Annotated in this window: 23 protein-coding genes and 2 tRNA genes; 8 read left to right on the top strand and 17 right to left on the bottom strand. The window is 59.5% G+C overall.

The genetic code is table 11. The features are described 5' to 3' along the window. The 14 genes from pal to ACVI9W_RS06345 form a co-directional block, all read right to left on the bottom strand. Entirely contained in the window at positions 1–498 is a 498-nt protein-coding gene (gene pal, locus ACVI9W_RS06280; RefSeq protein WP_028943075.1) for a peptidoglycan-associated lipoprotein Pal, read from the bottom strand. A 52-nt stretch (positions 499–550) separates the two neighbouring features. Continuing rightward, positions 551–1,801 carry a Tol-Pal system beta propeller repeat protein TolB gene (tolB, locus tag ACVI9W_RS06285; protein ID WP_051939498.1) on the bottom strand — a complete coding sequence of 417 codons (1,251 nt, stop codon included), beginning with the start codon at positions 1,799–1,801 and terminating at the stop codon, positions 551–553. Between the two features lie 47 nt (positions 1,802–1,848). Further along, positions 1,849–2,925 (bottom strand): cell envelope integrity protein TolA, encoded by a 1,077-nt coding sequence (gene tolA, locus ACVI9W_RS06290; protein WP_038613857.1) that lies wholly within the window; start codon positions 2,923–2,925, stop codon positions 1,849–1,851. Next, the gene (gene tolR / locus ACVI9W_RS06295) at positions 2,925–3,377 is read right to left on the bottom strand and encodes a protein TolR (protein WP_028943072.1); all 453 of its coding nucleotides are present in this window, start codon (positions 3,375–3,377) and stop codon (positions 2,925–2,927) included. The genes tolA and tolR overlap by 1 nt, the downstream gene beginning before the upstream one ends. 14 nt (positions 3,378–3,391) lie before the next feature. Then, entirely contained in the window at positions 3,392–4,087 is a 696-nt protein-coding gene (gene tolQ / locus ACVI9W_RS06300) for a protein TolQ (RefSeq protein WP_038613859.1), read from the bottom strand. A 2-nt stretch (positions 4,088–4,089) separates the two neighbouring features. Further along, positions 4,090–4,545, bottom strand: coding sequence for a tol-pal system-associated acyl-CoA thioesterase (gene ybgC / locus ACVI9W_RS06305; RefSeq protein WP_051939500.1), 456 nt, complete (start codon positions 4,543–4,545; stop codon positions 4,090–4,092). Positions 4,546–4,670: 125 nt separating this feature from the next. Beyond that, positions 4,671–5,726, bottom strand: a complete 1,056-nt coding sequence (ruvB, locus tag ACVI9W_RS06310; protein ID WP_461529511.1) for a Holliday junction branch migration DNA helicase RuvB — start codon at positions 5,724–5,726, stop codon at positions 4,671–4,673. Beyond that, a complete protein-coding gene (gene ruvA, locus ACVI9W_RS06315) occupies positions 5,727–6,335 on the bottom strand; it encodes a Holliday junction branch migration protein RuvA (protein ID WP_038613864.1) in 609 nt (202 codons plus the stop codon). It abuts the gene before it with no gap. Positions 6,336–6,443: 108 nt separating this feature from the next. Then, positions 6,444–6,968, bottom strand: a complete 525-nt coding sequence (ruvC, locus tag ACVI9W_RS06320; protein ID WP_038613867.1) for a crossover junction endodeoxyribonuclease RuvC — start codon at positions 6,966–6,968, stop codon at positions 6,444–6,446. A 117-nt stretch (positions 6,969–7,085) separates the two neighbouring features. Beyond that, positions 7,086–7,832 (bottom strand): YebC/PmpR family DNA-binding transcriptional regulator, encoded by a 747-nt coding sequence (locus ACVI9W_RS06325; RefSeq protein WP_038613870.1) that lies wholly within the window; start codon positions 7,830–7,832, stop codon positions 7,086–7,088. A 120-nt stretch (positions 7,833–7,952) separates the two neighbouring features. Continuing rightward, entirely contained in the window at positions 7,953–9,728 is a 1,776-nt protein-coding gene (gene aspS / locus ACVI9W_RS06330; protein ID WP_038616901.1) for an aspartate--tRNA ligase, read from the bottom strand. Between the two features lie 94 nt (positions 9,729–9,822). Continuing rightward, positions 9,823–10,044, bottom strand: coding sequence for an FmdB family zinc ribbon protein (locus ACVI9W_RS06335; protein ID WP_157193672.1), 222 nt, complete (start codon positions 10,042–10,044; stop codon positions 9,823–9,825). 93 nt (positions 10,045–10,137) lie between these two features. Then, positions 10,138–10,467, bottom strand: coding sequence for a ribbon-helix-helix domain-containing protein (locus ACVI9W_RS06340; protein ID WP_461529512.1), 330 nt, complete (start codon positions 10,465–10,467; stop codon positions 10,138–10,140). A 248-nt stretch (positions 10,468–10,715) separates the two neighbouring features. After that, positions 10,716–11,186 (bottom strand): Dps family protein, encoded by a 471-nt coding sequence (locus ACVI9W_RS06345; RefSeq protein WP_038613877.1) that lies wholly within the window; start codon positions 11,184–11,186, stop codon positions 10,716–10,718. Between the two features lie 321 nt (positions 11,187–11,507). Here ACVI9W_RS06345 and ACVI9W_RS06350 point away from each other — a divergent pair, with 321 nt between their 5' ends. After that, a complete protein-coding gene (locus ACVI9W_RS06350; protein ID WP_461529513.1) occupies positions 11,508–12,095 on the top strand; it encodes a cold-shock protein in 588 nt (195 codons plus the stop codon). A 67-nt stretch (positions 12,096–12,162) separates the two neighbouring features. Here the strand turns inward: ACVI9W_RS06350 and ACVI9W_RS06355 are convergent, their stop codons facing one another. Further along, the gene (locus tag ACVI9W_RS06355; protein ID WP_157193674.1) at positions 12,163–12,369 is read right to left on the bottom strand and encodes a SlyX family protein; all 207 of its coding nucleotides are present in this window, start codon (positions 12,367–12,369) and stop codon (positions 12,163–12,165) included. 3 nt (positions 12,370–12,372) lie between these two features. Next, positions 12,373–12,798, bottom strand: a complete 426-nt coding sequence (locus tag ACVI9W_RS06360; protein ID WP_461529514.1) for an HIT family protein — start codon at positions 12,796–12,798, stop codon at positions 12,373–12,375. Between the two features lie 814 nt (positions 12,799–13,612). Here ACVI9W_RS06360 and ACVI9W_RS06365 point away from each other — a divergent pair. From ACVI9W_RS06365 to ACVI9W_RS06375, 3 genes are all read left to right on the top strand, one after another. Beyond that, positions 13,613–14,935, top strand: a complete 1,323-nt coding sequence (locus ACVI9W_RS06365) for an OprD family porin (protein ID WP_461529515.1) — start codon at positions 13,613–13,615, stop codon at positions 14,933–14,935. Positions 14,936–15,105: 170 nt separating this feature from the next. Continuing rightward, positions 15,106–16,821 carry a proline--tRNA ligase gene (locus ACVI9W_RS06370; RefSeq protein WP_422420978.1) on the top strand — a complete coding sequence of 572 codons (1,716 nt, stop codon included), beginning with the start codon at positions 15,106–15,108 and terminating at the stop codon, positions 16,819–16,821. An 18-nt stretch (positions 16,822–16,839) separates the two neighbouring features. Beyond that, positions 16,840–17,793 carry a hypothetical protein gene (locus ACVI9W_RS06375; RefSeq protein ID WP_461529516.1) on the top strand — a complete coding sequence of 318 codons (954 nt, stop codon included), beginning with the start codon at positions 16,840–16,842 and terminating at the stop codon, positions 17,791–17,793. 48 nt (positions 17,794–17,841) lie between these two features. On the opposite strand, the gene dinB is transcribed toward ACVI9W_RS06375, so the two are convergent. Beyond that, entirely contained in the window at positions 17,842–18,906 is a 1,065-nt protein-coding gene (dinB, locus tag ACVI9W_RS06380; protein ID WP_461529517.1) for a DNA polymerase IV, read from the bottom strand. A 222-nt stretch (positions 18,907–19,128) separates the two neighbouring features. On the opposite strand from dinB, the gene ACVI9W_RS06385 reads away from it, so the two are divergent. From ACVI9W_RS06385 to ACVI9W_RS06400, 4 genes are all read left to right on the top strand, one after another. Further along, positions 19,129–19,205 (top strand) — tRNA-Met (locus ACVI9W_RS06385). A gap of 131 nt (positions 19,206–19,336) precedes the next feature. Beyond that, positions 19,337–19,413 (top strand) — tRNA-Met (locus ACVI9W_RS06390). Positions 19,414–19,619: 206 nt separating this feature from the next. Further along, positions 19,620–22,262: a bifunctional lysylphosphatidylglycerol flippase/synthetase MprF gene (mprF, locus tag ACVI9W_RS06395; protein WP_461529518.1), complete on the top strand. Its 2,643-nt coding sequence runs from the start codon at positions 19,620–19,622 to the stop codon at positions 22,260–22,262. Beyond that, positions 22,262–23,554, top strand: coding sequence for a virulence factor family protein (locus ACVI9W_RS06400; RefSeq protein ID WP_461529519.1), 1,293 nt, complete (start codon positions 22,262–22,264; stop codon positions 23,552–23,554). The genes mprF and ACVI9W_RS06400 overlap by 1 nt, the downstream gene beginning before the upstream one ends. Positions 23,555–23,609: the final 55 nt, after the last annotated feature.

The following is a 23,609-nucleotide window of genomic DNA, read 5'->3' on the forward strand; positions in this document are numbered from 1 at the left end:
TTACTTACGCAGTTCGACGCGACGGTTCTGAGCCCAGGACTGCTCGTCGTTGCCGGTGGCAACTGGACGCTCTTCGCCGTAGGAAACCAGTTCCAGCTGGGCAGGAGAGACGCCTTGCAGAACCAGGTAGCGTTGAACGGCTTTCGCACGACGCTCGCCCAGAGCCATGTTGTATTCGCGAGTACCACGCTCGTCGGTGTTACCTTCCAGCACGACGCGAGCGCCGTTGCCTTTCAGGTCCTTGGCATGAACGTCCAGAGCGCGCATGGCTTCTGGCTTCAGGTCCGAGCTGTCGTATTCGAAGTAGAAGGTGGTGATTGCGCGCAGAGCTGCTTCTTCGCTCAGGCTGCCGTCAACAGCGCCAGTGTTGGCACCGTAGCCAGCGTTAGGGTCAACAGCGCCTTGACCAGCGTCGTCGCCGCCTTTCGAAGAGCAACCTACAGCTACGGCCATGGCCAGAGCCAGCGCAGCAAACTTACCAAACTTCAGCATTTCCATCGTGAAACTCCTAATGAACCCCAATGTGTTAAGTAAAACGTAAAGCGCCGCGTCAGTTCAGGTAAGGGGACCAGGACGGTTCTCTGACTTCGCCTTGAGCGGTAGGAAGCGGGAGCCTCACGCGTCCGTTGAGAGAGACGAGCATCAAGACTCCCCGGCCCTGCTGGCGGGTGGCGTAGATTAGCATGGTGCCGTTGGGCGCAACAGTAGGAGACTCATCAAGACTTGTTTCAGAGAGAATCTTTACACTACCGCGTTGCAAATCTTGTGCAGCCACCTTGAAGTTGGTGAAACCTTGTTGACGATGAATCATCACCAGGGTCTTTTCATCCGCCGAAAGTTTAGGGTTGGCGTTGTAGTTGCCTACAAAAGTTACACGCTCGGCACCACCACCGGAAACATTGGTTTTATAGATCTGTGGTTTGCCGCCACGGTCGGAAGTGAAATAGATGGTCGAACCATCTTTACCCCAGAACGGTTCGGTGTTGATACCAGGACCTGCAGTTACACGCGACAGCTGACGCGAGCCCATGTTCATCACGTAGATGTCCGGGTTGCCGTCCTTGGACAGCACGAACGCCAGGCGCGAACCGTCTGGCGACCAGGCCGGTGCACCGTTGAGTCCTTCGAAGTTGGTGATCTGCTCACGACGACCGGTATCGATGTGCTGAACGAAGATGCGCGGACGCTTCTGCTCGAACGACACATAGGCGATACGTTTGCCATCGGGTGCAAAACGCGGCGACAGGATCGGCTCACGCGATTGCAGCAGGGTCACCGCACGCGCGCCGTCGTAGTCCGAACGCTGCAGGGTATAACGCGTGTTGTTGGTGGAGAAACGCTCAGCGGTCACGTACAGCATGCGGGTAGAGAACGCACCCTTGATGCCGGTGAGTTTCTCGAACGACTGGTCGGCGATGTAGTGCGACATGTCGCGCAGCTGATCGACACCGCCGGTGACGCTGCCGGTCAGCACTTGCTGTTCGGTGGCGACATTGAACAGTGCGTACTGCACCTGCAGGCGACCGCCGGCCGGCACAATGCTACCGACCATGACGTACTGGGCGCCCAGGGCTTTCCAGTCACGGAAGATCACTTCACTGGCCTGGCTCGGCTGGCTGATCATGTTCTGCCGCGGGATCGGCGAGTAATAACCGGAGTTGCGCAGGTCATTGCCGATAATGTCAGCCATGTCTTCCGGCAGCACGCTACCGCCCTGCAGACCGAAAGGCACGACTGCGATAGGCGTGGCACGGTCGCTGCCGCTGGTGACCAGAATGTTCTTTTCTTCTGCCACGGCCATCCCTGCTGCGCAGCAGAGAACGACCAGCAGTCCTCGAAGAAGTTTAATCACAAGGCTAGATCCTCAGGTGTGAATGTCATCTTGAATGAACGATAGGGATTGAATTCGCTCGGTTTCAAGCCCTGCATCTCGGTTAAACGACCAATGTTCTTGACCGCGGCAACTGCCGAGCTGTCAAACGGACCATCGCCACTGGAGCGCGCTACGCTCACCGAGGTAATGGTGCCATCAGGCAACATCCCGATCTGCAGAACCACCGTCATGTTCTTGCGCGCAGAAGGTGGACGCGCCCAGCCCTCGGCCGCACGCGCACGGATCAGGTCGTCGAAGTCGCCGGCTACCTGGTCACCCTGCTCGTCTGCCAATGCCTGTTGCCGCTCGGTGGTATCGGACAGAAGCTCGGCCAGGGCCTGGGCTTTCTTGTCTTCCGCCGCTTTGCGGGCTGCATCCTGGGCCTTCTTCTTGGCTGCATCAGCTGCAGCTTTCTTCTTGGCGTCTTCAGCGGCCTTTTTCTTCGCCTCTTCGGCCACGGCTTTCTTCTTGGCATCCTCGGCCGCCTTCTTCTTGGCGTCCTCGGCTGCTTTTTTCTTGGCTTCTTCAGCCGCCACTTTCTTGGCCTCTTCGTCAGCCTTTTTCTTGGCTTCCTCTTCGGCCTTCTTCTTGGCGATATCAGCCTGTTGCTTCTCGGCAGCCTTCTTGGCCTCTTCGGCTTTCTTGGCTTCGGCGGTTTTCTTCGCTTCGTCAGCCTTCTTGGCTTCCTCGGACTTCTTGGCCTCGGCTTCGGCGCGCGCTTCTTCCGCCTTTTGAGCAGCTTCTTCCTTCTTTTGTTCCGCAGCCTTCACTGCTTGCTGCTCGACCTTTTTCTGCTCCATCTGTTCTTCTTCGGTCTGGCGCGAAGCGGTTTTCTTCGCTTCACCCGCAATCTTCTGATTGGTCTGGGTGGTGGCCTGACTTTTCGATTTCAGCTGGTACAGGGTTGCCTGGACAATAGGCTTGGACGGCGGCAACTCCGGGGTCATGGCAAAACTGACGAACAGCATGCCGAACACCAGAACGTGCAGCGCAATGGCCCAGACGCTGGGCCAGAAATAGCTTTCCGAGGCGGATGGCTCTCGCTGTTGCATCAGGGCGCCTCGGTAATCAGGCCAACGTTACCGACACCTGCCTTCTGCAACCCGCCCATGGCACCCATGACCGCGCCGTAGTCGACGGACTTGTCGCCACGGATGAAGACCTGGGTCTGTTTGCCCTGGTCACGTCCGGCGGCGATGATTTTGGTCACGGCGTCGGTCATTTGCGGCAAGGTCATAGCCTTGTCCATCTGCTTTTCGGTGTCGACTTCGCTGCCAAGGTTCCAGAAGTAGGTCTTGTCAGCCTTGATCGAAATGGTCAGAACCTGGACGTTGTTGTCCTGCGGCAAGGCTTCGCTGGAAACCTTGGGCAGATCGACCTTCACGCCCTGGTTGAGCATCGGTGCGGTCACCATGAAAATGACCAGCAGTACCAACATCACGTCGATGTAAGGCACCACGTTCATCTCGGCGACCGGCTTGCGTTTGTGGCGAACTCGGGCCATGGGCTTTTACCTGATCACTCTTCGCTGGTGTGCACTTTACGGTGCAGGATGGCCTGGAACTCGTCGGCGAACGTGTAGTAACGACCGATCAAGACTTCACTGCGGGCAGCGAAACGGTTGTAGGCAATAACCGCTGGAATCGCGGCAAACAGGCCGATCGCGGTAGCGATCAAGGCCTCGGCGATACCCGGGGCGACGGTAGCCAGGGTTGCCTGCTGAGCGCTGGCCAGGCCGCGGAAGGAGTTCATGATGCCCCACACGGTACCGAACAGACCGATGTACGGGCTGGTCGAACCGACGGTAGCCAGGAACGGCAGGCTCTGTTCGAGCTTCTCTTCCTCACGGGAGATGGCTACGCGCATGGCCCGGCCAACACCTTCCATGACCGCATCAGGATCGACACCTGGCTGCTGACGCAGGCGGGAAAACTCCTTGAAGCCGGCACGGAAGACCTGCTCGACACCCGAGTCCGGGTCCGGGTTGCTGCCCGCCTGGCGGTACAGTTTGGACAGGTCGATTCCCGACCAGAAGCGCTCTTCGAAGCTTTCCAGGGCTCGACGACCGGCGCGCAGCATGGTGCTGCGCTGGAAAATCATGATCCATGACGTTACCGATGCGGCAACCAGAACCAGCATGACCAGCTGTACCACGATGCTGGCATTGCTGACCAGGCTCCACATGGAGGTATGGTCGACGACGTTAGCTTCCACGCTTAATCTCCTGCATTTGAATGAGTACCCGGATCGCCAGCCTCGGCAAAGGCCGTACGCAGCGCTGGGGGAATGGCCCGGGGTTTGAAAGTATCGGCGCGCACACAGGCCACCAGGAACTGCCCTTCGCAGAGCAGCGTTGCATCTTTTTCGCGCCAGACCTGCTGCACGAAGCGCAGACTGGCGCGGTTCAATTCAAGCACTTGCGCGGTAACCCGCAATTCATCGTCCAGTCGCGCTGGCGCGTGATAGCGCGCCTCGCTGGAGTGGACCACGAACAGCAGGTTGTCCTGCGCCAAGGCCGACTGGGCAAAGCCCAGTGCGCGTAACCGCTCGGTGCGGGCACGCTCCATGAATTTCAGATAATTGACGTAATACACCACGCCGCCCGCATCAGTGTCTTCGTAATAGACCCGACAATGATGTGCGAACGGCTCAAGCCCATTTTGCGCGCGCATACTCTAGTGCTTACTCCTCAGCTTGCCAATCCGCTCCGGCAACTGTTTTTCATCGATTATGTCGTATTGCCAGCGTGGTCCTTCCATGACAGCCGATAGGACCACGAAAACAGCAGATAAATCTGTCATTCATCGGGCGGGGCGGAAAAACCTTCGCCAGTGACCGACTCGCCGAGGCGATTGGGGATATTCAGACCGAAGTGCAGGTAGGCATGCCGCGTTACCACCCGCCCCCGCGGCGTGCGCATGATATAGCCCTGCTGGATCAGGTAGGGCTCGAGCACATCCTCAATGGTATGACGCTCCTCACTGATGGCCGCCGCCAGGCTGTCGACGCCAACCGGACCACCGTCGAACTTCTCGATCATGGTCAGCAGCAAGCGGCGGTCCTGGTGATCAAAACCGCGCTCGTCGACATCCAGCAGGTTCAACGCCATGTCGGCAATCGGCTTGGTGATATGGCCCTTGCCCCGCACCTCGGCAAAATCGCGCACCCGGCGCAGCAGGCGGTTGGCAATTCGCGGCGTGCCGCGGGCCCGCCGGGCAATCTCGAAGGCACCTTCATCCTCAATCGGCAGACCGAGAATGCCACCGGAACGGCTGACGATGGTTGCCAGGTCTTCGGTGTTGTAGAACTCCAGACGCTGGACGATACCAAAACGGTCGCGCAACGGGTTGGTCAGCATGCCAGCCCGGGTAGTAGCACCCACCAGGGTAAAAGGTGGCAGATCGAGCTTGATCGAGCGCGCCGCCGGCCCCTCGCCGATCATGATGTCGAGCTGGAAGTCCTCCATGGCCGGGTACAGCACTTCTTCGACAATGGGCGACAGACGGTGAATTTCGTCAATGAACAGCACGTCGTGCGGTTCAAGGTTGGTCAACAACGCCGCCAAATCACCCGGACGTTCGAGAATGGGCCCTGAGGTGCTCTTGATCGACACGCCCATTTCCTGGGCGATGATATTGGCCAGGGTGGTTTTACCCAACCCCGGCGGGCCGAAGATCAGGGTGTGATCCAGCGACTCGCTGCGCCCGCGCGCCGCCTCGATGAACAGGGCCATCTGCTCACGCACCACTGGCTGACCGATGTACTCGGCCAGGCGCAGCGGACGGATCGCCCGGTCCTGGACCTCTTCACGGTCACGCCCGGTGGCGGCTATCAGTCGATCGGCTTCTATCACTTAGATCATTCCCTTCAGGCTGCGACGGATCAGTTCTTCACTACTCAGCCCCTTGGCATCGACAGCAGCCACTGCCTTGCTGGCTTCCTGGGGCTTATAACCCAGGGAGATCAAGGCACTGACGGCATCAGCTTCGGCACTGGAGACGGTGGCCAGCGGCAGCGGCCCATTGGGCACCAGGGCGAACATGGCCGGCGAGGTTTCCCAGGCTTTGAAACGGTCCTTGAGTTCGACCAACAGGCGCTCGGCGGTTTTCTTGCCGACACCGGGCACTTTGACCAGGGCCGAAGCATCCTGAGCCTGGACGCAGCGCACCAGCTCATCGACATCCAGGCCCGACATCAGCGCCAGGGCCAGCTTGGGGCCGACGCCGTTGAGCCGGATCAGCTCACGGAACAGCTCTCGCTCGCGCTTCTCATGGAAGCCGTAGAGTAGATGAGCATCCTCACGCACCACCAGATGGGTGTGCAAGGTCACCGCCTCGCCCACCTTGGGCAGGCGGTACAGCGTGGTCATTGGCACTTCGAGCTCGTAGCCCAGGCCATTGACATCAACAATCAGGTGCGGCGGCTGCTTTTCAGCCAGAGTGCCGCGCAAACGTCCAATCACGTTGCAATCCTTCCTCATGGGCGCCGGCAAACAACCGGTCAACCCTAACAGCAAATGCAATGGCCGATGGCATTGCCCGGTCAAAATTTGTTTCAACGCATGATGCTATCAGAGCCGCAAGCGTCCGCTACGGCTGCGCGCGGTGCCCAGGCCGTGCGGCAACAGGCTGGAGCGGGTGTGGGCATGGCACAGGGCGATGGCCAGGGCATCGGAGGCATCGATCTGCGGCTTCTGAGTCAGCTTGAGCAGATGCATGACCATCATCTGCACTTGTTCCTTGTTGGCCCCGCCTGTACCGGCGACGGCCTGTTTGACCTGGGTTGCGCTGTATTCGGCGATCTCCAGCCCTTCTTCAATGGCAGCGACAATGGCCGCGCCACGCGCCTGCCCCAGCTTCAGCGCAGAATCGGCGTTGCGCGCCATGAACACCCGTTCGATGCCCATGGTCACCGGGCCGTACTGGCTGATGATCTCTCGTACACCGCGAAACACGATCTGCAAGCGCTCCGGCAACTCACCGCTACCGGTTCGAATACACCCGGAAGCCACATATTCGCAGCCCCGAGGCCCCTGGCGCACCACGCCGTAGCCGGTGATGCGCGAGCCAGGGTCGATGCCAAGAATCAGAGTCATAACGCCTGCATATTCAATGACGCATCTACGCGTCGTTGTAAAGACAGAAGCCGGACCCGCTTGCAGCCGCGATGCGACTGCAGGTGGATCCGGCTTCCAACCAGCCAGGGCTGTAGGTTAGCCGAGACTTTCCATGACTTCGTCGGGAATCTCGGCATTGGAATAGACGTTCTGCACGTCATCCAGGTCCTCAAGCATATCGATCAGCTTGAGCACCTTTTGCGCGCCATCCAGGTCCAATTCGGCGCTGGTGGTCGGCTGCATGACGATTTCCGCATCCGCCGCCTTGAAGCCTGCTTCTTCCAGCGCGTTACGCACGGCATAGAAGCTGGCAAACGAGGTGAACACGTCAAAGGAGCCGTCTTCATTGCTGACCACATCGTCAGCATCGGCCTCCATCGCCGCTTCCATCAGCGCATCTTCATCGACGCCCGCGGCAAAGCTGATCTGCCCCTTGCGCTCGAACAGATAGGCCACCGACCCGTCGGTACCGAGGTTGCCGCCACACTTGCTGAAGGCGTGACGCACGGCAGCAGCGGTACGGTTGCGGTTGTCGGTCATGGCCTCGACCATGATCGCCACGCCCCCCGGACCGTAGCCCTCGTAGCTGAGCTCTTCAACGTTATCGGCTTCGGTCGCGCCAGCGCCACGGGCAATCGCCCGATCGATGATGTCACGACTCATGTTGGCACCCAGAGCCTTGTCCAGAGCCAGACGCAGACGCGGGTTGGAACCCGGATCGCCGCCGCCCTGCTTGGCGGCGACGGTCAGTTCACGGATCCACTTGGTGAAGATCTTGCCCCGCTTGGCGTCTTGACGCTCTTTACGGTGCTTGATGTTTGCCCATTTGGAATGACCAGCCATAACGACTCCGAATCCTTTGTAACAATGCCATGCACCTGCCCGGCGCAAACCGGGCAGGAACCATAAAATCAGTACTGCTTAACGCAAAGGCGCATCCATTTGGATGCGCCCGGGGTCCGCTTACTCAGCCTTGGGCTGTTCGCGCAGACGGATGTGCAGCTCACGCAGGGCCTTGGCATCGACCAGGCCTGGCGCCTGGGTCATGACGCACGCAGCGCTCTGGGTTTTCGGGAAGGCGATGACTTCACGAATCGACTGGGCGCCGGTCATCAGCATGACCAGACGATCCAGACCGAATGCCAGACCACCGTGCGGTGGCGCGCCGAATTTCAGGGCGTCGAGCAGGAAGCCGAATTTCTCTTCCTGTTCGGCCGCCTCGATACCCAGCAGACGGAACACCGCTTGTTGCATTTCCTTACGGTGGATACGGATCGAACCGCCACCCAGCTCGGTACCGTTGAGGACCATGTCATAAGCACGCGACAGGGCGGTGGCCGGGTTGGCCTCCAGCTCTTCAGGCGAGCACTTCGGCGCGGTGAACGGGTGGTGCAGCGCAGTGAAGCTGCCGTCGTCGTTCTCTTCGAACATCGGGAAGTCAACAACCCACATCGGCGCCCATTCACAGGTGTGCAGGTTGAAGTCGTTACCGACCTTGATGCGCAGGGCGCCCAGCGCCTCGCTGACGATCTTGGCCTTGTCGGCGCCGAAGAACACGATGTCGCCGTCGACCGCACCAACGCGATCGAGGATCACATTGAGGTTGGCTTCCGGGATGTTCTTGACGATTGGCGACTGCAGGCCTTCGACGCCCTTGGCGCGCTCGTTGACCTTGATGTACGCCAGGCCCTTGGCACCATAGATGCCGACGAACTTGGTGTACTCGTCGATGCGGCTGCGCGGCATGCTGGCAGCGCCAGGCACACGCAGGGCGGCAACGCGGCATTTCGGGTCGTTGGCCGGGCCACTGAAGACCTTGAATTCTACGTCCTTGAGCTGATCGGCAACGTCGACCAGTTCCAGCGGGTTACGCAGGTCCGGCTTGTCGGAACCGTAGCGGCGCATGGCTTCTTCGAAGGTCATGTGCGGGAATTCGCCGAACTCCAGGTCCAGGACTTCCTTGAACAGCTTGCGGATCATGTTCTCGGTCAGGCCCATGATCTCGGATTCATTGAGGAAGCTGGTCTCAATGTCGATCTGGGTGAATTCCGGCTGACGGTCGGCACGCAGGTCTTCGTCGCGGAAGCACTTGGCGATCTGGTAGTAGCGGTCGAAACCGGCAACCATCAGCAGTTGCTTGAACAGCTGCGGCGATTGCGGCAGGGCGAAGAAGCTGCCAGCGTGGGTGCGGCTCGGCACCAGATAGTCACGCGCGCCTTCCGGGGTGGCACGGGTGAGGATCGGCGTTTCGACGTCGAGGAAGCCGTTTTCGTCGAGGTAGCGACGGATGCTGGAAGTGATCCGCGAGCGCAGGCGCAGCTTCTCGGCCATTTCCGGACGACGCAGGTCGATGAAGCGATAGCGCAGGCGGGTTTCTTCGCCAACGTCGGAGTACTCGTTCAGCGGGAACGGCGGGGTTTCAGCTTCGTTGAGCACGGTCAGCTCGTAACCCAGCACTTCGATGGCACCGGAGGCCATGTTGGCGTTCACAGCGCCAGCTGGACGCGGACGCACCTTACCGGTGATCTGCACCACGTATTCGCTGCGCACGCGATCGGCGGCGGCGAAGCTGTCTGCGCGATCCGGGTCGAACACGACCTGAGCCATGCCTTCGCGGTCACGGATATCGAGGAAAATCACCCCGCCGTGGTCGCGGCGACGATGGACCCATCCGCAAAGGGTAATTTCCTGACCTTCCAGGCTCTCGTTCAGTTGGCCGCAATAATGGCTGCGCATCATGATGGTGGTTTCGCTTCTCGTCATTCGTGTGTTCAGTGGAGGTCTTGACGCCACAAAGGGCTAATAGTGCAAGACCCTGCCGGTGCAATTCAACTCAGTCGGCCTTGTCGCCGCCTGCAAGGTTCTTTTTCGCACCGGTCTTGAAGTCGGTTTCGTACCAGCCTGTACCGCCCAGGCGGAACCCCGGGGCAGAAATCAGCTTCTTCAGCTCGGGCTTCTGACACGCCGGGCAATCGGTCAGCGGTTCGGCGCTGATCTTCTGGAGGACTTCCATCTGGTGATCGCAGGAAGCACATTGATAGTCGTACAGGGGCATAGGCGTGTCTCGTTAACCACAGCGCAGGCTGGTTCAGGCAGTAAAGAGCGGGATTATATATGGTTAAGGAGTGCTGTGCAGCCCGGCAACCGACTAGCGTGTCACCTGCGTGCCCAGCAGAAAGACCACACAGACCACCCGGATCAGGCCACTGAAATTTTTCACCCCGCCATAACGCAGGTGTACCTCGCGGTCCACGTAGGACAGCACGGCGTTGACCGAGCACTGGTTTACCTCGGCGATCCGCTCAAGAATTCGCCAATAGACCTCTTCCAGCCGCAGACAAGTGGCAAATCCATTCAAGCGCACCGAACGGGACAGCGGCTGGGCCAGGCCCATATTGAAGTTCGCCTCGAACGGATCGACCCCTTCCTTGCCCGGCCCGCCCGCCACTCGCCCAGCGCGATTCATCCATGAAGACATACAAGCACCACGCGATCTGACTAACAGGGAAATAACCCTGAGCAATGGTTTTCACTCAGAGACATACCCTAATAAAGCGCTGCGGTGCGGTTTGCTTCCAGCAGACCGGCTTACTCTCGCTGTAGGATTACTCGGCAAGACAACAAGGATCGCATCACGATAGAACGCTTTCCTTATTAACGATCAATGCCCGGCCCCATGAGAGGTCCGGGCATCTATGCCTAAGCGCTTACTGCCCTGCCGGACTATTAACCTTCCAGCAACGAGCGCAACATCCAGGCAGTCTTTTCGTGCACTTGCATGCGCTGGGTGAGCAGGTCTGCCGTCGGCTCGTCGCTGACTTTATCGAGCAGCGGGAAAATGCTGCGCGCCGTGCGGGTCACGGCCTCCTGCCCCTCCACCAGCTGTTTGATCATTTCCTCGGCAGGCGGCACGCCCTCTTCTTCCTTGATCGAAGACAAACGGGCGTAGATCGAATAAGCACCGGGCGCCGGAAAACCCAGGGCACGGATGCGTTCGGCAATGGAGTCCACGGCCAGGGCCAGTTCGTTATATTGCTCTTCAAACATCAAGTGCAATGTGCGAAAGGCCGGGCCCGTCACGTTCCAGTGGAAGTTATGGGTCTTCAGATAGAGTACATAAGTATCCGACAAGAGCCGCGACAACCCATCGACAATGGACTTGCGGTCTTCTTCGCTGATACCGATATCAATAGCCATGCGATTCCCCTTTCCATGATGTTTGATGATCAAGCAGGTACACCCCACTGTACCAAGACTTGTCACTGCCTGCAGTGCTGCACCTGCGACACAGCGCTGCAGGCGCCGACGGTTCTGGCCCGGAGCAAGCGACACACGGTTTGCCGATGATTTGAGAAGCCTTGGGCTTTGCTGTTAAATAGGCGGCGTGCCGCCCCTGACGATTGTCAGTGCAGGGGCGCATAGGCTGGCCTTTTCTCACGTTTTTGCGTTTTTCAAGCCAATGCGCGCCGTGATGTCAGCTCTTCCTGTGATATGCCTTATCAATGTGAGCCAACCAACATGTTCAAGATCGTCCACCTGTTGACGGGCGCTGCAGCTTTGCTGCTGTCCTTCATACCCAGCCTAAGAACCGACGCAGTGCCCCTGCTGCAGCAACCGGAGGCCATTTACCTGGCACTGTTCGGCCTGCTCAACCTGCTTCTCGCCCCCGTGGTCCCCCAGCACTACAAGGGCGCACGCCTGCACATCCAGCGCCTGGCCAGTGTTTTGCTGGTACTGGCCGTGGTGCTGCAAACCCTGACCCTGCTGGCCCGCCCGGAACTGGGCAACCTGCCAGCACTGAGCGTCACCCTGCTGGCCGTTGCGCTGCACCTGATCGCCGGTTTCCTCAAAAGCGCAAGCGCGCGCAGCCAGCACACCCAGTACGACATGAGCAACCGCGATACCGGTACGGTCAAGTGGTTCAACACGTCCAAGGGCTTTGGCTTCATCTCCCGCGATTCAGGAGATGACATTTTTGTCCACTTCCGTGCTATTCGCGGCGAAGGTCACCGTGTCCTGGTCGAAGGCCAGCGTGTGGAGTTCTCGGTGATGAACCGCGACAAAGGCCTGCAAGCCGAAGACGTGATCGCCGCCCCACGGCGCTGATCCCGCGACAAATAAAAAACCGCGGCGCCTGGGCGACCGCGGTTTTTTTACGCCTGCACACTAGCGTTCAATAATGCGGCGGCGGTGCCTCTTCTTCACTGCTCTGGTATTGGCCGACCATTTCCTCGTAACGCTTGAGCAGTGCCGCCATCTGCAACTGCAGGCGCTCAACCACCCGCTGCTGCTCGACCAGCACATCATTAAGGGCCTGGATTGTATCGTCCTGAAAAGCCAACCGGCTTTCCAGCTCGGTTACCCGCGCTTCAAGTGTCATTTCTCACACCTCGGCGAATGTGAAGTTGTCATCGAGCACTGTCGCCAGACGCTTGCGAACATCGGCAAGCTGCTCGGCGCTATAAGTAGTTGCCGGTTTGTTTCCCCAGACAGGAGCAGGCCAGGCCGGGTCGTTACGTCGTCGCACGATGACATGCATATGAAGTTGACTGACGACATTGCCCAGTGTCGCGACATTCATTTTGTCGGCGGCAAAACTGTCTTTCAGGGTTTCAGCCAAAAAGGTTGTTTCTTTCCAGAGCTGCGCCTGATCACTGTCATCCAGTTGAAACAATTCACTGATATCAGCACGACGCGGCACCAGAATAAACCAGGGATAGTTGGCGTCCTTGCTCAGCAACAGCCGGCAAAGAGGAAAGTCCCCGAGCACATAGGTGTCTTCTTGAAGACGTGGATCCAGATCAAACACAGGGCATCTCCTACAACTGTTTAATACCTGGTCCATGCACAGCCAACCCCGCGCCACAGACCGAATGCTGCAGGATACCCCTGTTCGCGTAGCGGAGCATTGCCAGGTAGTCAGTAAAAAGTAGAAACGCACCGGTTTGACCGCTTTTCTCCCTCCCAGCTTTCGACAAACGTACCGGTAACAGCCCGTCGCCCCCTGAAACGCTACTTTTCGCACCAAAATGAGGCTTGCCTCATGCACCTGGCACCCAAAGTATCCGCAAACTACCCAGCACAACGTTTCCACGGTAACGCTTTGACTTTAGGGACAGTTTTCCCCTTATTCCAGAACAACCCGCGCAAACGAATCTTTCGATCTTAGCCCCCCGGATTTACGGCACTTGGCGGCCCTCTCGCGGGGGGGTGTGAAATTTTTGTGAACCACTCGCGCTTTTGAGCACGCTTGTTGCATTCTCATCCGCCACAGTCGGCACGACACCTGCATTGATGCGGTGAAGCGCGACAAATAACAACAGTTGCATGGGTAAACCAGGGAGTGCCGGGGCCGGGGGGCTAGATTGTTTTTACCTATCCTTAAGCCGTCCGGAACAGCGCTGGAGTTGTACGCCCCGTAAAATCGGGACGTGATTTGCGACAGGGACTTAACCGTTAGCGACATGACCGTAAAGTTACCGAAAGGTTCTTTCCCCCCATATCGCCAACTACAGTCTGCGTGATATACATTTCCGCCGACACAAAAAGAAAGAGCCGCGCCACATAAAAAAATCAATGGGCGACGGCAGTACTCTTCCTAAAAACCAAAGGAGCAAATCACGATGCGCGTGATGAAGTGGAGCATAATCGCCCTGGCTGTTGCAGCCGGCACCTCGCAAATGGCATTCGCCTCTTCGCAAAGTGAATCCAAGGGCTTTGTTGAAGACAGCTCGCTGAACGTCAAAACCCGCATGCTGTATTTCAGCCGCGACTTCCGTAACGCTCCTCACGGTGAGCAGAGCCGTGTTGAAGAAACCGGCCTGGGCTTTCTCGGCACTTACGAATCCGGTTTCACTCAAGGTGTCGTCGGTTTCGGTGTTGATGCCATTGGTATGCTGGGCCTGAAACTGGACAGCGGCAAGGGCCGTGCCGGTACCGGCCAGTTCCCTATCGGCTCCGACGGTCGCGCCGAAGATTCCTTCTCCGAAGGCGGCGGCGCAGTCAAAATGCGCATCTCCGACACCGTACTGAAGTACGGCACCCAGTTCACTGCCATGCCTGTCCTGGCCACTGACGACAGCCGCCTGCTGCCAGAAACTGTCGAAGGTACATTGATTACCAGCAACGAAATCAAAGGCCTGGAACTCAATGTCGGTCACTTCACCGCTCTGAACGCACAATCGCAGTCCTACCACGACAGTATCGGCGGCAGGGATAGCGATACGGGTCTCAAGAACCCTGGCCTTACCCAGGCTGATGTCATCGGTGGCACCTATGCCTTTACCGATAACCTGAGCAGCAGCGTCTACTACTCTCACGTCGAAGATCACTTCCGTAAGTGGTACGGCAACCTTAACTGGGGCCTGCCAATCAGCGACAACCAAGGCCTGGTGTTCGACTTCAACATTTATGACACCAAGTCCACCGGACAAAATCGTACCGGCGCCTTTGTCAAGAACCCTGATGGCAGCGCCCGCGAGCTCGACAACACTGCGTTCAGCCTTTCTGGCGCTTACAACATTGGCGCTCACACCTTTACCCTCGCCTACCAGCAGCTCAACGGCGACGGCGACTACGCCTACGGCGTTGACGGTGGCGGCAGTATCTTCCTGGCCAACTCCATTGCCCGTTCCGACTTCAACGCTGAAGACGAAAAATCCTGGCAGGCTCGCTACGACCTGAACTTCGCCGAATTCGGCGTTCCAGGCCTGACCTTCATGACCCGTTACGCCCGCGGTACCGATGCCAAGACCCGTACTACCGATGACGGTAAGGAATGGGAACGCGACATCGACGTGAAGTACGTGCTGCAAGAAGGTGCTGCCAAGGACCTCAGCTTCCGTGTCCGCCAGGCTACCTACCGCTCCGGCGACGGCGTTTACTACGGTTCGGACTCGATCGACGAACTGCGTCTGATCGTCGAGTACCCGCTGAGCATCCTGTAAGCCCCGGGCTTTCAGTATCCCCAGTACGAAAAAGCCCGGCATTGCCGGGCTTTTTCTTGTCTCGATCCGGGCTGACAACGCCTTCGTGCTCCGGCATCCTGTACGCCACCGAATCGCCCCCGTACAATGCGGGGTCATTTAAAGTCTTAAGCAACCGACAACGGCCTACCATGCGCACCAGTCAATATTTGCTCGCTACCCAGAAAGAAACCCCTTCCGACGCGGTCGTCATCAGCCACCAGCTCATGCTGCGTGCCGGCATGATCCGCAAGCTCGCATCCGGCCTTTATACCTGGCTGCCGATGGGCCTTCGGGTAATGCGCAAGGTTGAGACCGTGGTCCGCGAGGAAATGAACGCCGCTGGCGCCCTCGAAGTGCTGATGCCAAGCATCCAGCCTGCAGAGCTGTGGCAGGAATCCGGCCGCTGGGAACAGTACGGCCCTGAACTGCTGCGCCTGAAAGACCGTCACGGTCGCGATTTCTGCGTGGGCCCGACCCATGAAGAAGTGATCACCGATCTGGCCCGCAACGAGCTCAACAGCTATAAACAGCTGCCGTTGAACATGTACCAGATCCAGACCAAGTTCCGTGACGAAATCCGTCCGCGCTTCGGTCTGATGCGTGGCCGCGAATTCATCATGAAGGACGCTTACTCCTTCCATGCCGACCAGGCTTCCCTGCAGGAAACCTACGACCGCATGCACCTGGCCTACAGCAACATCTTTACCCGCCTGGGCCTGGACTTCCGTCCTGTGCAAGCCGACACCGGCTCGATCGGCGGTAGCTACTCCCACGAATTCCATGTACTGGCCGAGTCCGGTGAAGACGATGTGATCTTCAGCGACAGCTCCGACTACGCCGCCAACATCGAGAAGGCCGAGGCCATTCCACGGGAAACCGTGCGCCTTGCGCCAAGCGAAGAGCTGCGCCTGGTCGACACCCCGGACGCCAAGACCATCGCGCAACTGGTGGAAAACTACGGCCTGGCGATCGAAAAGACCGTCAAGACCCTGATCGTCCACGCTGCCGAAGAAGGCAAGCTGATTGCCCTGATCGTCCGTGGTGATCACGAACTGAACGAAATCAAGGCCGCCAACCTGCCAGAAGTCGCCAGCCCGCTGGTCATGGCCAGCGACGAAGAACTGCGTGACGCCATCGGCGCTGGCGCAGGTTCGCTCGGCCCGCTGAACCTGCCGCTGCCATGCATCATCGACCGCTCGGTAGCGTTGATGAGCGACTTCGGCGTGGGTGCCAACATCGACGACAAACACTACTTCGGCGTCAACTGGGAGCGTGACCTGCCCGTTCCACAAGTGGCCGACCTGCGTAACGTCGTCGAAGGCGACCCAAGCCCGGATGGCCAGGGTACCCTGGTGATCAAGCGCGGCATCGAAGTCGGGCACATCTTCCAGCTCGGCACCAAGTACAGCGAAGCACTCAAGTGCCAGGTACTGGGCGAAAACGGCAAGCCGGTGACCCTGAGCATGGGTTGCTACGGTATCGGCGTGTCCCGCGTGGTGGCTGCGGCCATCGAGCAGAACTACGACGAAAACGGTATCATCTGGAGCGACACCCTGGCCCCGTTCCAGGTCGCCCTGGTACCGCTGCGCTACGAAACCGAACAGGTTCGCGAAGCCACCGACAAGCTCTACGCCGAACTGACCGCCGCCGGTTTCGACGTGCTGCTGGACGACCGCGACAAGAAGACCAGCCCGGGGATCAAGTTTGCCGACATGGAACTGATCGGCATTCCGCACCGCATTGTGGTCAGCGACCGCGGCCTGGCCGATGGCAACCTGGAATACAAGCACCGTACCGAACGTGACGCGCAACCGCTGCCAGTGGCCGAGGTGCTGTCGTTCCTGCAAGCCCGCATCCGCCGCTAAGCCAACGCAAGAGTAATCATGTTCAAGCGAAGTACCTTTACCCTGGGGGGCGCCGCACTGAGCGGCGCCCTGTTGCTCAGCGGTTGCGCCAACCAGATGTCCCAGCGCAGCGAGCATGAGGAACGCATCGAGCGCAAGCTGCTCGAACACAGCCTGCAGATCGATGTCGGGGACCCGAAGGTACTCGAACTGCCCCAGCGGCGCGTGCGCATTCACGAACAGAAGAACTTCGAAGTCACCGAGTTCGAAGTCACCCGTCGATATGATCGCTACACGCCCTACCAACCCTGGCGGGAAGTCTACGAGATTCCCCTGGGCGCGGTGGCTGTAGTGGCCGGCGTCGGTGCCAACGTGGTCAATATCTTCGCGCTGGGCAACCTGCCCGATAGTGTTACCCGCGACTGGTTCAGCTACGGTGTCGACGGCCTCAACCCGTTCATGAACACCCAGTCCAATGGCCGCGCCCAGCAGAACCTTGCCGGGATCAACGAGGTCCAGAAGGACAAACGCCAGGAGTACACCAGCCTGCCGTGGAGCGATCGTCCGGTTGAGGTCAAGGCCGGCAAGGTCAACCATACGCTGACTACCGATCGCAACGGGGTGCTGTTGCTGAATCTGCTCGACAGCCCGTTCTCCGAGCAGAACCTGACCCACATCGGCACCCTGCACCTGCAAGTCGCCGATGAAGACAACAACGTCCGTGGCGATGCCAGCCTGCTGATCAGCAGCACCTTGCGCAACAAGCTGGCGGAAGCCCACGACCTGATCTTCGACGACCTTGAAGACGATGAAGTCAGTCAGTGGGTTCACCGTGTCAAACGCCTGTCTGAACTGGGCCTGGAAGAAGAAGCCAGCGAGCTGGAGCAGAGCCTGATCGAACTCACCCGCAACGATCCGGAGCTGCAACAGGAGTTTCTCCAGTCGCTGACCAAGGATGCCGGCCGCCTGGTCGCCGACCCTGGCGTGCATTGATACCCCTGCCCTGCTCTAAAAAACGCCAGCTTGCTGGCGTTTTTTCATTCAGTCGCGACTAAACAGCTCCAGCTGCTCATGGCCCGCGCGCAAATCCTGCAAGCGCACGCCGATACCCAGCAGCCTCACCGGTTTGCCGCCACGGGCGAAGGCCTGGCTGAGCAATTGCTGATAACTGCCCAGGTCACGCCCGGCACCGGCCTGCTCCAGGGTGGTCTGGGTAAAATCGTGGAACTTCACTTTGACGAAGGGTTTGCCCGGCCGGTAACTGTCATCGATGCGCGCCATGCGTCCGGCCAGGGTTTCCAAAAGTTCCGGCAGTTTCTCCAGGCAGCTGGCCAGATCGGGGAGATCCGTGTCGTAGGTGTTTTCGACACTGACTGATTGACGACGACTGTCGTTATGCACCGCACGATCATCGATACCCCGTGCCAGCCCCCACAGACGCTCGCCAAAACTGCCGAACTCGCGGGCCAGCGCCAGGCGACTCCAGTCGCGCAGTTCCAGGCAGTTAGTGATGCCCAGGCGACCGAGCTTGTCCGCAGTCACCTTGCCCACGCCGTGCAATTTGTTGACCGGCAGCGCAGCAACAAACGCTTCGACTTCATTGGGCGTAATCACAAACAAGCCGTTGGGCTTGCGCCAATCACTGGCGATCTTGGCCAGGAACTTGTTCGGCGCCACCCCGGCCGACACCGTGATGTGCAGTTGCTGGGCAACTCGGCGGCGAATATCCGCGGCAATCCGCGTTGCGCTACCGGCAAACCAGGAGCTGTCCGAGACATCCAGGTAGGCTTCGTCCAGCGACAAGGGCTCGATCAGATCGGTGTAGTCGCGGAAGATCGTGTGTATTTCCCTGGATGCTTCTTTATAGGCATCCATGCGCGGTTTTACGATCAACAGATCAGGGCACAGATTGAGGGCATGCCGGGACGACATTGCCGAACGCACACCATAGGCCCGCGCCTCGTAGTTACAGGTGGCGATTACCCCGCGGCGCTCAGCCGAGCCACCGACAGCCAGCGGCCGCCCGGCCAGACGCGGGTCGTCACGCATTTCAATAGCGGCGTAAAAGCAATCGCAATCGATGTGGATGATCTTGCGCTGGGACATCGGCAACCGTAGCTACAGGTGAACAATCGTGTAGGCAGTATCTCATTCCACTGCGCCGTACGCACCACAGATACTGGATAAACATACACACTCAAACCCTAAAAGCCCCAGCACAGCTGCCTTGCAGTACTAAAAGAGAGCGCTAAGCATTTGAACAAAAAAGGATTTCTTGAAATGAGCGCTTGACACTCCAGCGCATAACTGTAGAATTCATCTCACAGGCGCGGGATGGAGCAGCCTGGTAGCTCGTCGGGCTCATAACCCGAAGGTCGTCGGTTCAAATCCGGCTCCCGCAACCAGATTCAGGAAAGGCCACTCTTCGGAGTGGCCTTTTTCTTTGCCTGAAGAAAGTGCTCGGGCATAAATTTATTGTAAATCAACAATTAAGCGTTGACAGCTGGTCAAAACGCTGTAGAATCCGCCCCACAGACGCGGGATGGAGCAGTCTGGTAGCTCGTCGGGCTCATAACCCGAAGGTCGTCGGTTCAAATCCGGCTCCCGCAACCAAACAACAGAAAAGGCCACTTTGAAAAAAGTGGCCTTTTTTGCATCTGCGATTCAGCCCCCTCCCCACGCCCGCGCGGCAATATAAATATTCTTTAACTATCCTCTGGACAGGCAGTGGCCCGATCATAGTCGCCACTACTTTCCATAGGGATTGGTACCTTGGCTGGATACGTTCCTCCTGGCGTGCACCCCCCACGAGGTGCTTGATGCACAGCCAGACACCCGAAACACAAGCACCTGTCACCTCTGCGCTGCCCAACGCCGCCCAGCATTTACGCTGGCTTGACCGCTTGAGCCGTTATCGCCAGCCAATTGGCCTGGCGGTGACCTTGCTGTTGTTCACCATCGCCCTGATCGCTTGCCGTCATCTGCTCAGCGAGCTGGACATCTATGCCCTGCATGATTCGCTGCTCAGCGTGCCACCCACGGCCCTGGCCGGAGCATTCCTGGCAACGGTTGCAGGGTTCATCATCCTTTTGGGGTACGAGTGGTCTGCCAGTCGCTATGCCGGCGTTCAACTGCCGCCGCGGACCTTGGTCATGGGTGGTTTCAGCGCCTTCGCCATAGGCAACGCCATCGGCCTGTCGCTGCTCTCCGGCGGATCGGTGCGTTACCGACTGTATGCCCGCCAGGGTATTGGTGCCGCTGAAGTCGCGCGCATGACCCTGTTCGCCAGCCTCTCGCTCGGTTGTGCGCTACCGCCGCTGGCAGCCCTGGCAACCCTGAGCAATCTGCCAGCAGCAGCGGCAGCCTTGCACCTTCCACAAGCTCTGCTGGCCGGTATTGCACTGGTCGTGCTGGGCCTGGCTGCGCTGCTGGCCTACGGCCTGTACCGTCGGCGTCTGCCGGAGCAGCCGCAGGTAGACAACCTGCTGGTGCGCATCGGCCGCCGCACCCTGCGCCTGCCCGGCGCACGCCTGACCTTCCTGCAATTGCTGATCACCGCCCTGGATGTTGCCGCTGCGGCGACGGTGCTGTACCTGCTATTGCCTGAAGCACCGCCTTTCGGCGCATTCCTGCTGGTGTACCTGCTGGCCCTGGCTGCGGGAGTGCTGAGCCATGTTCCCGGGGGCGTCGGGGTGTTCGAGGCGATTCTGCTGGCCGCTTTCGCCGATCAACTTGGTGCCGCGCCCCTGGCCGCCGCCCTGCTGCTCTATCGCCTGATCTACGTGGTACTGCCATTGCTGCTGGCCTGCGCCCTGTTGCTGAGCAGCGAGGCACGGCGGTATCTGGTTGCCCGTCAGGCCATCAAGGCAGCATCCGGACTGGCTGCCCCGGTGCTGGCAGTACTGGTGTTTCTCTCTGGTGTAGTGCTGCTGTTTTCCGGCGCCACCCCGGAAATCGACGAACGTCTCGAACACCTGGGCTTCCTTATTCCCCATCGCCTGATCGACGCCTCGCATTTCGGCGCCAGCCTGATTGGCGTGTTGTGCCTGCTGCTGGCCCAGGGGCTGCGCCGTCGCCTGTCCGCCGCCTGGATGCTGACCACCATCCTGCTGCTGGTCGGTGCCCTGCTCTCGCTGCTCAAGGGCTTTGACTGGGAAGAAGCCAGTATCCTGACCTTTACCGCCTGTCTGCTGGCATTGTTCCGACGCTCCTTCTACCGCCCCAGCCGCTTGCTGGAGCTGCCCTTCTCACCTGTCTATCTGGCAGCCAGCGCTTGCGTCATTGGCGCGTCGATCTGGCTGTTGCTGTTCGCTTATCAGGACGTGCCCTATAGCCATCAATTGTGGTGGCAATTCACCCTGGACGCCGACGCCCCGCGCGGCCTGCGCTCAGCCCTGGGCAGCGCGGTACTGCTGGTAGCGGTCGCCCTGACCTGGTTGCTGCGTACCGCGCGCCCGGTGATCCACCTGCCAAACACCGAAGAGCTGCAACGCGCCAACCGCATTCTGCAGGCCTCGGATCAACCCGACGGCGGCCTGGCGCTGACCGGGGACAAGGCGCTGCTGTTCCACCCCGATGACGATGCCTTCCTTATGTACGCCCACCGAGGCCGCAGCCTGGTCGCCCTGTACGATCCGATCGGCCCGGCGCACAAGCGTGCCGAAATGATCTGGCAGTTCCGCGACCTGTGTGACGTGCACCATGCCCGCCCGGTGTTCTACCAGGTGCGTGCCGAGAACCTGCCGTTCTATATGGACATCGGCCTGACCGCGATCAAGCTCGGCGAAGAGGCGCGGGTCGATCTCAAACGCTTTGACCTGGATGCCAAGGGCAAGGAGATGAAAGACCTGCGCTACACCTGGAACCGCGGTGGTCGCGACGGCTTGAGCCTGGAAGTACATGAACCGGGGCAAGCCCCGCTTGAGGAGCTGAAGGTTATCTCCGACGCCTGGCTGAGCGGCAAGAACGTGCGCGAGAAAGGCTTTTCTCTAGGCCGATTCAGCCCAGAATACCTGCAACATTTCCGGATTGCCCTGATCCGCTTCGAGGGACGCCCGGTAGCCTTTGCCAACTTGCTGGAAACCCACAGCCGCGAACTGGCCAGCCTCGACCTGATGCGCGCCCATCCACAGGCGCCGAAGCTGACCATGGAATTCATGATGATCGGCCTGATCCAGCACTATAAGCACCAGGCCTACGCCCGCTTCAGTCTGGGCATGGTGCCTCTTTCCGGACTGCAGCCGCGCCGTGGCGCACCGCTGACCCAACGCCTGGGCTCAATCGTGTTCCAGCGCGGCGAGCAGCTCTACAACTTCCAGGGCCTGAGACGCTTCAAGGACAAGTTCCAGCCTGACTGGGAACCCCGTTACATGGCCGTGCCTGCCGGACTCGATCCGCTGGTGGCACTGGCTGACACTGCCGCCCTGATCGCCGGCGGCCTGACTGGATTGGTGAAACGCTGATGATTCGACGCTATTGGTTACACCTTCTGGCCACACTGCTTCTGGGCTTGCTGGTCGCAGCCCTGGGCTTCTGGCTGTGGACCCGTCCGGCTCCTGAGCCACAGCTGGAACACCTGACCCAGCCTGATGGCAGCAGCCTGACCCGGGTCACCCCCGGCACCCATGCCAAAGCCCGCGTGGCCATCGCCGTACTCCCGGACCAGGCGCTGACCGACAAGCAACTGCTGAACCTGAGCCAGAGCGGCGAGGCGCAGATGGTTCAAGTGATCCTGCCGCCAGCCGACTGCACCTTGCAAAAAGCCGCCTTGCAACAGGCCCTGCAACAACTGCAAGGCCCGGCAACCCTGGTAGCGGGTATCGGCCCCGGCGCCGCGCAAGCCTGGGACTGGCTGGCTGGCCAGAGCGATGACAAAGCCCAGGCTATCTCGGTAGATTTCAGCGTTGAACGCCCGGGCTGCGCCACACCGCTGCCCAAATCGGCGGCTCACGGCCACTGGAGCGTCGCCTGGAACGACAACCCGGACGACGCCAGCGCCGCCTTTGTACGCGATCAAGCCAACGCCGAAACCAGCATCAGCGATTACGACATCCACCTGCCGCAAGTGCTCAAAGCACAACTGACCCAGGCTCTGGTGGGTGAAGAAGGCAATGCCATGAGCATCCCGGTGGTCGAGGTCCCGGCAGGCCAGACCACCGACACCGTAACCCTGTTCCTCTCCGGCGACGGCGGCTGGCGTGACCTGGACCGCGACGTTGCAGGAGAGATGGCCAAGCTTGGCTATCCAGTGGTCGGCATCGATACCCTGCGCTACTACTGGCAGCACAAGACACCGGAACAAAGTGCCATTGACCTGTCGGAGCTGATGCAGCACTACCGTCAGAAATGGGGCACCAAACGTTTCGTACTGACCGGCTACTCGTTCGGCGCAGACGTCTTGCCTGCGATCTACAACCGTCTTCCCGCTGAAGACCAGCAACGTGTGGACGCAGTCATCCTGCTGGCTTTCGCCCGCAGCGGCAGTTTCGAGATCGAAGTTGAGGGCTGGCTGGGCAACGCCGGCAAGGAAGCGCCGACCGGACCGGAAATGGCCAAGTTGCCGGCAGCGAAAGTGATCTGCATCTATGGCGAGGAAGAAGCCGATGAAAGTGGCTGCACCGACCACACCGCAGTTGGTGAGCGCCTGAAGCTGCCAGGCGGGCATCATTTCGACGAGAACTACCCGGCGCTGGCCAAGCGCTTGATCGGTGATATCGAAAATCGCCAGGGCAAGACCAGCGTTGCCGAACACTGATTTGGGCAAGTAACTGTCTGCCAGTGGGAGCGGGCTTGCCCCGCGATAGCATGTT

The organism is Pseudomonas sp. 210_17 TE3656 (assembly GCF_054821965.1).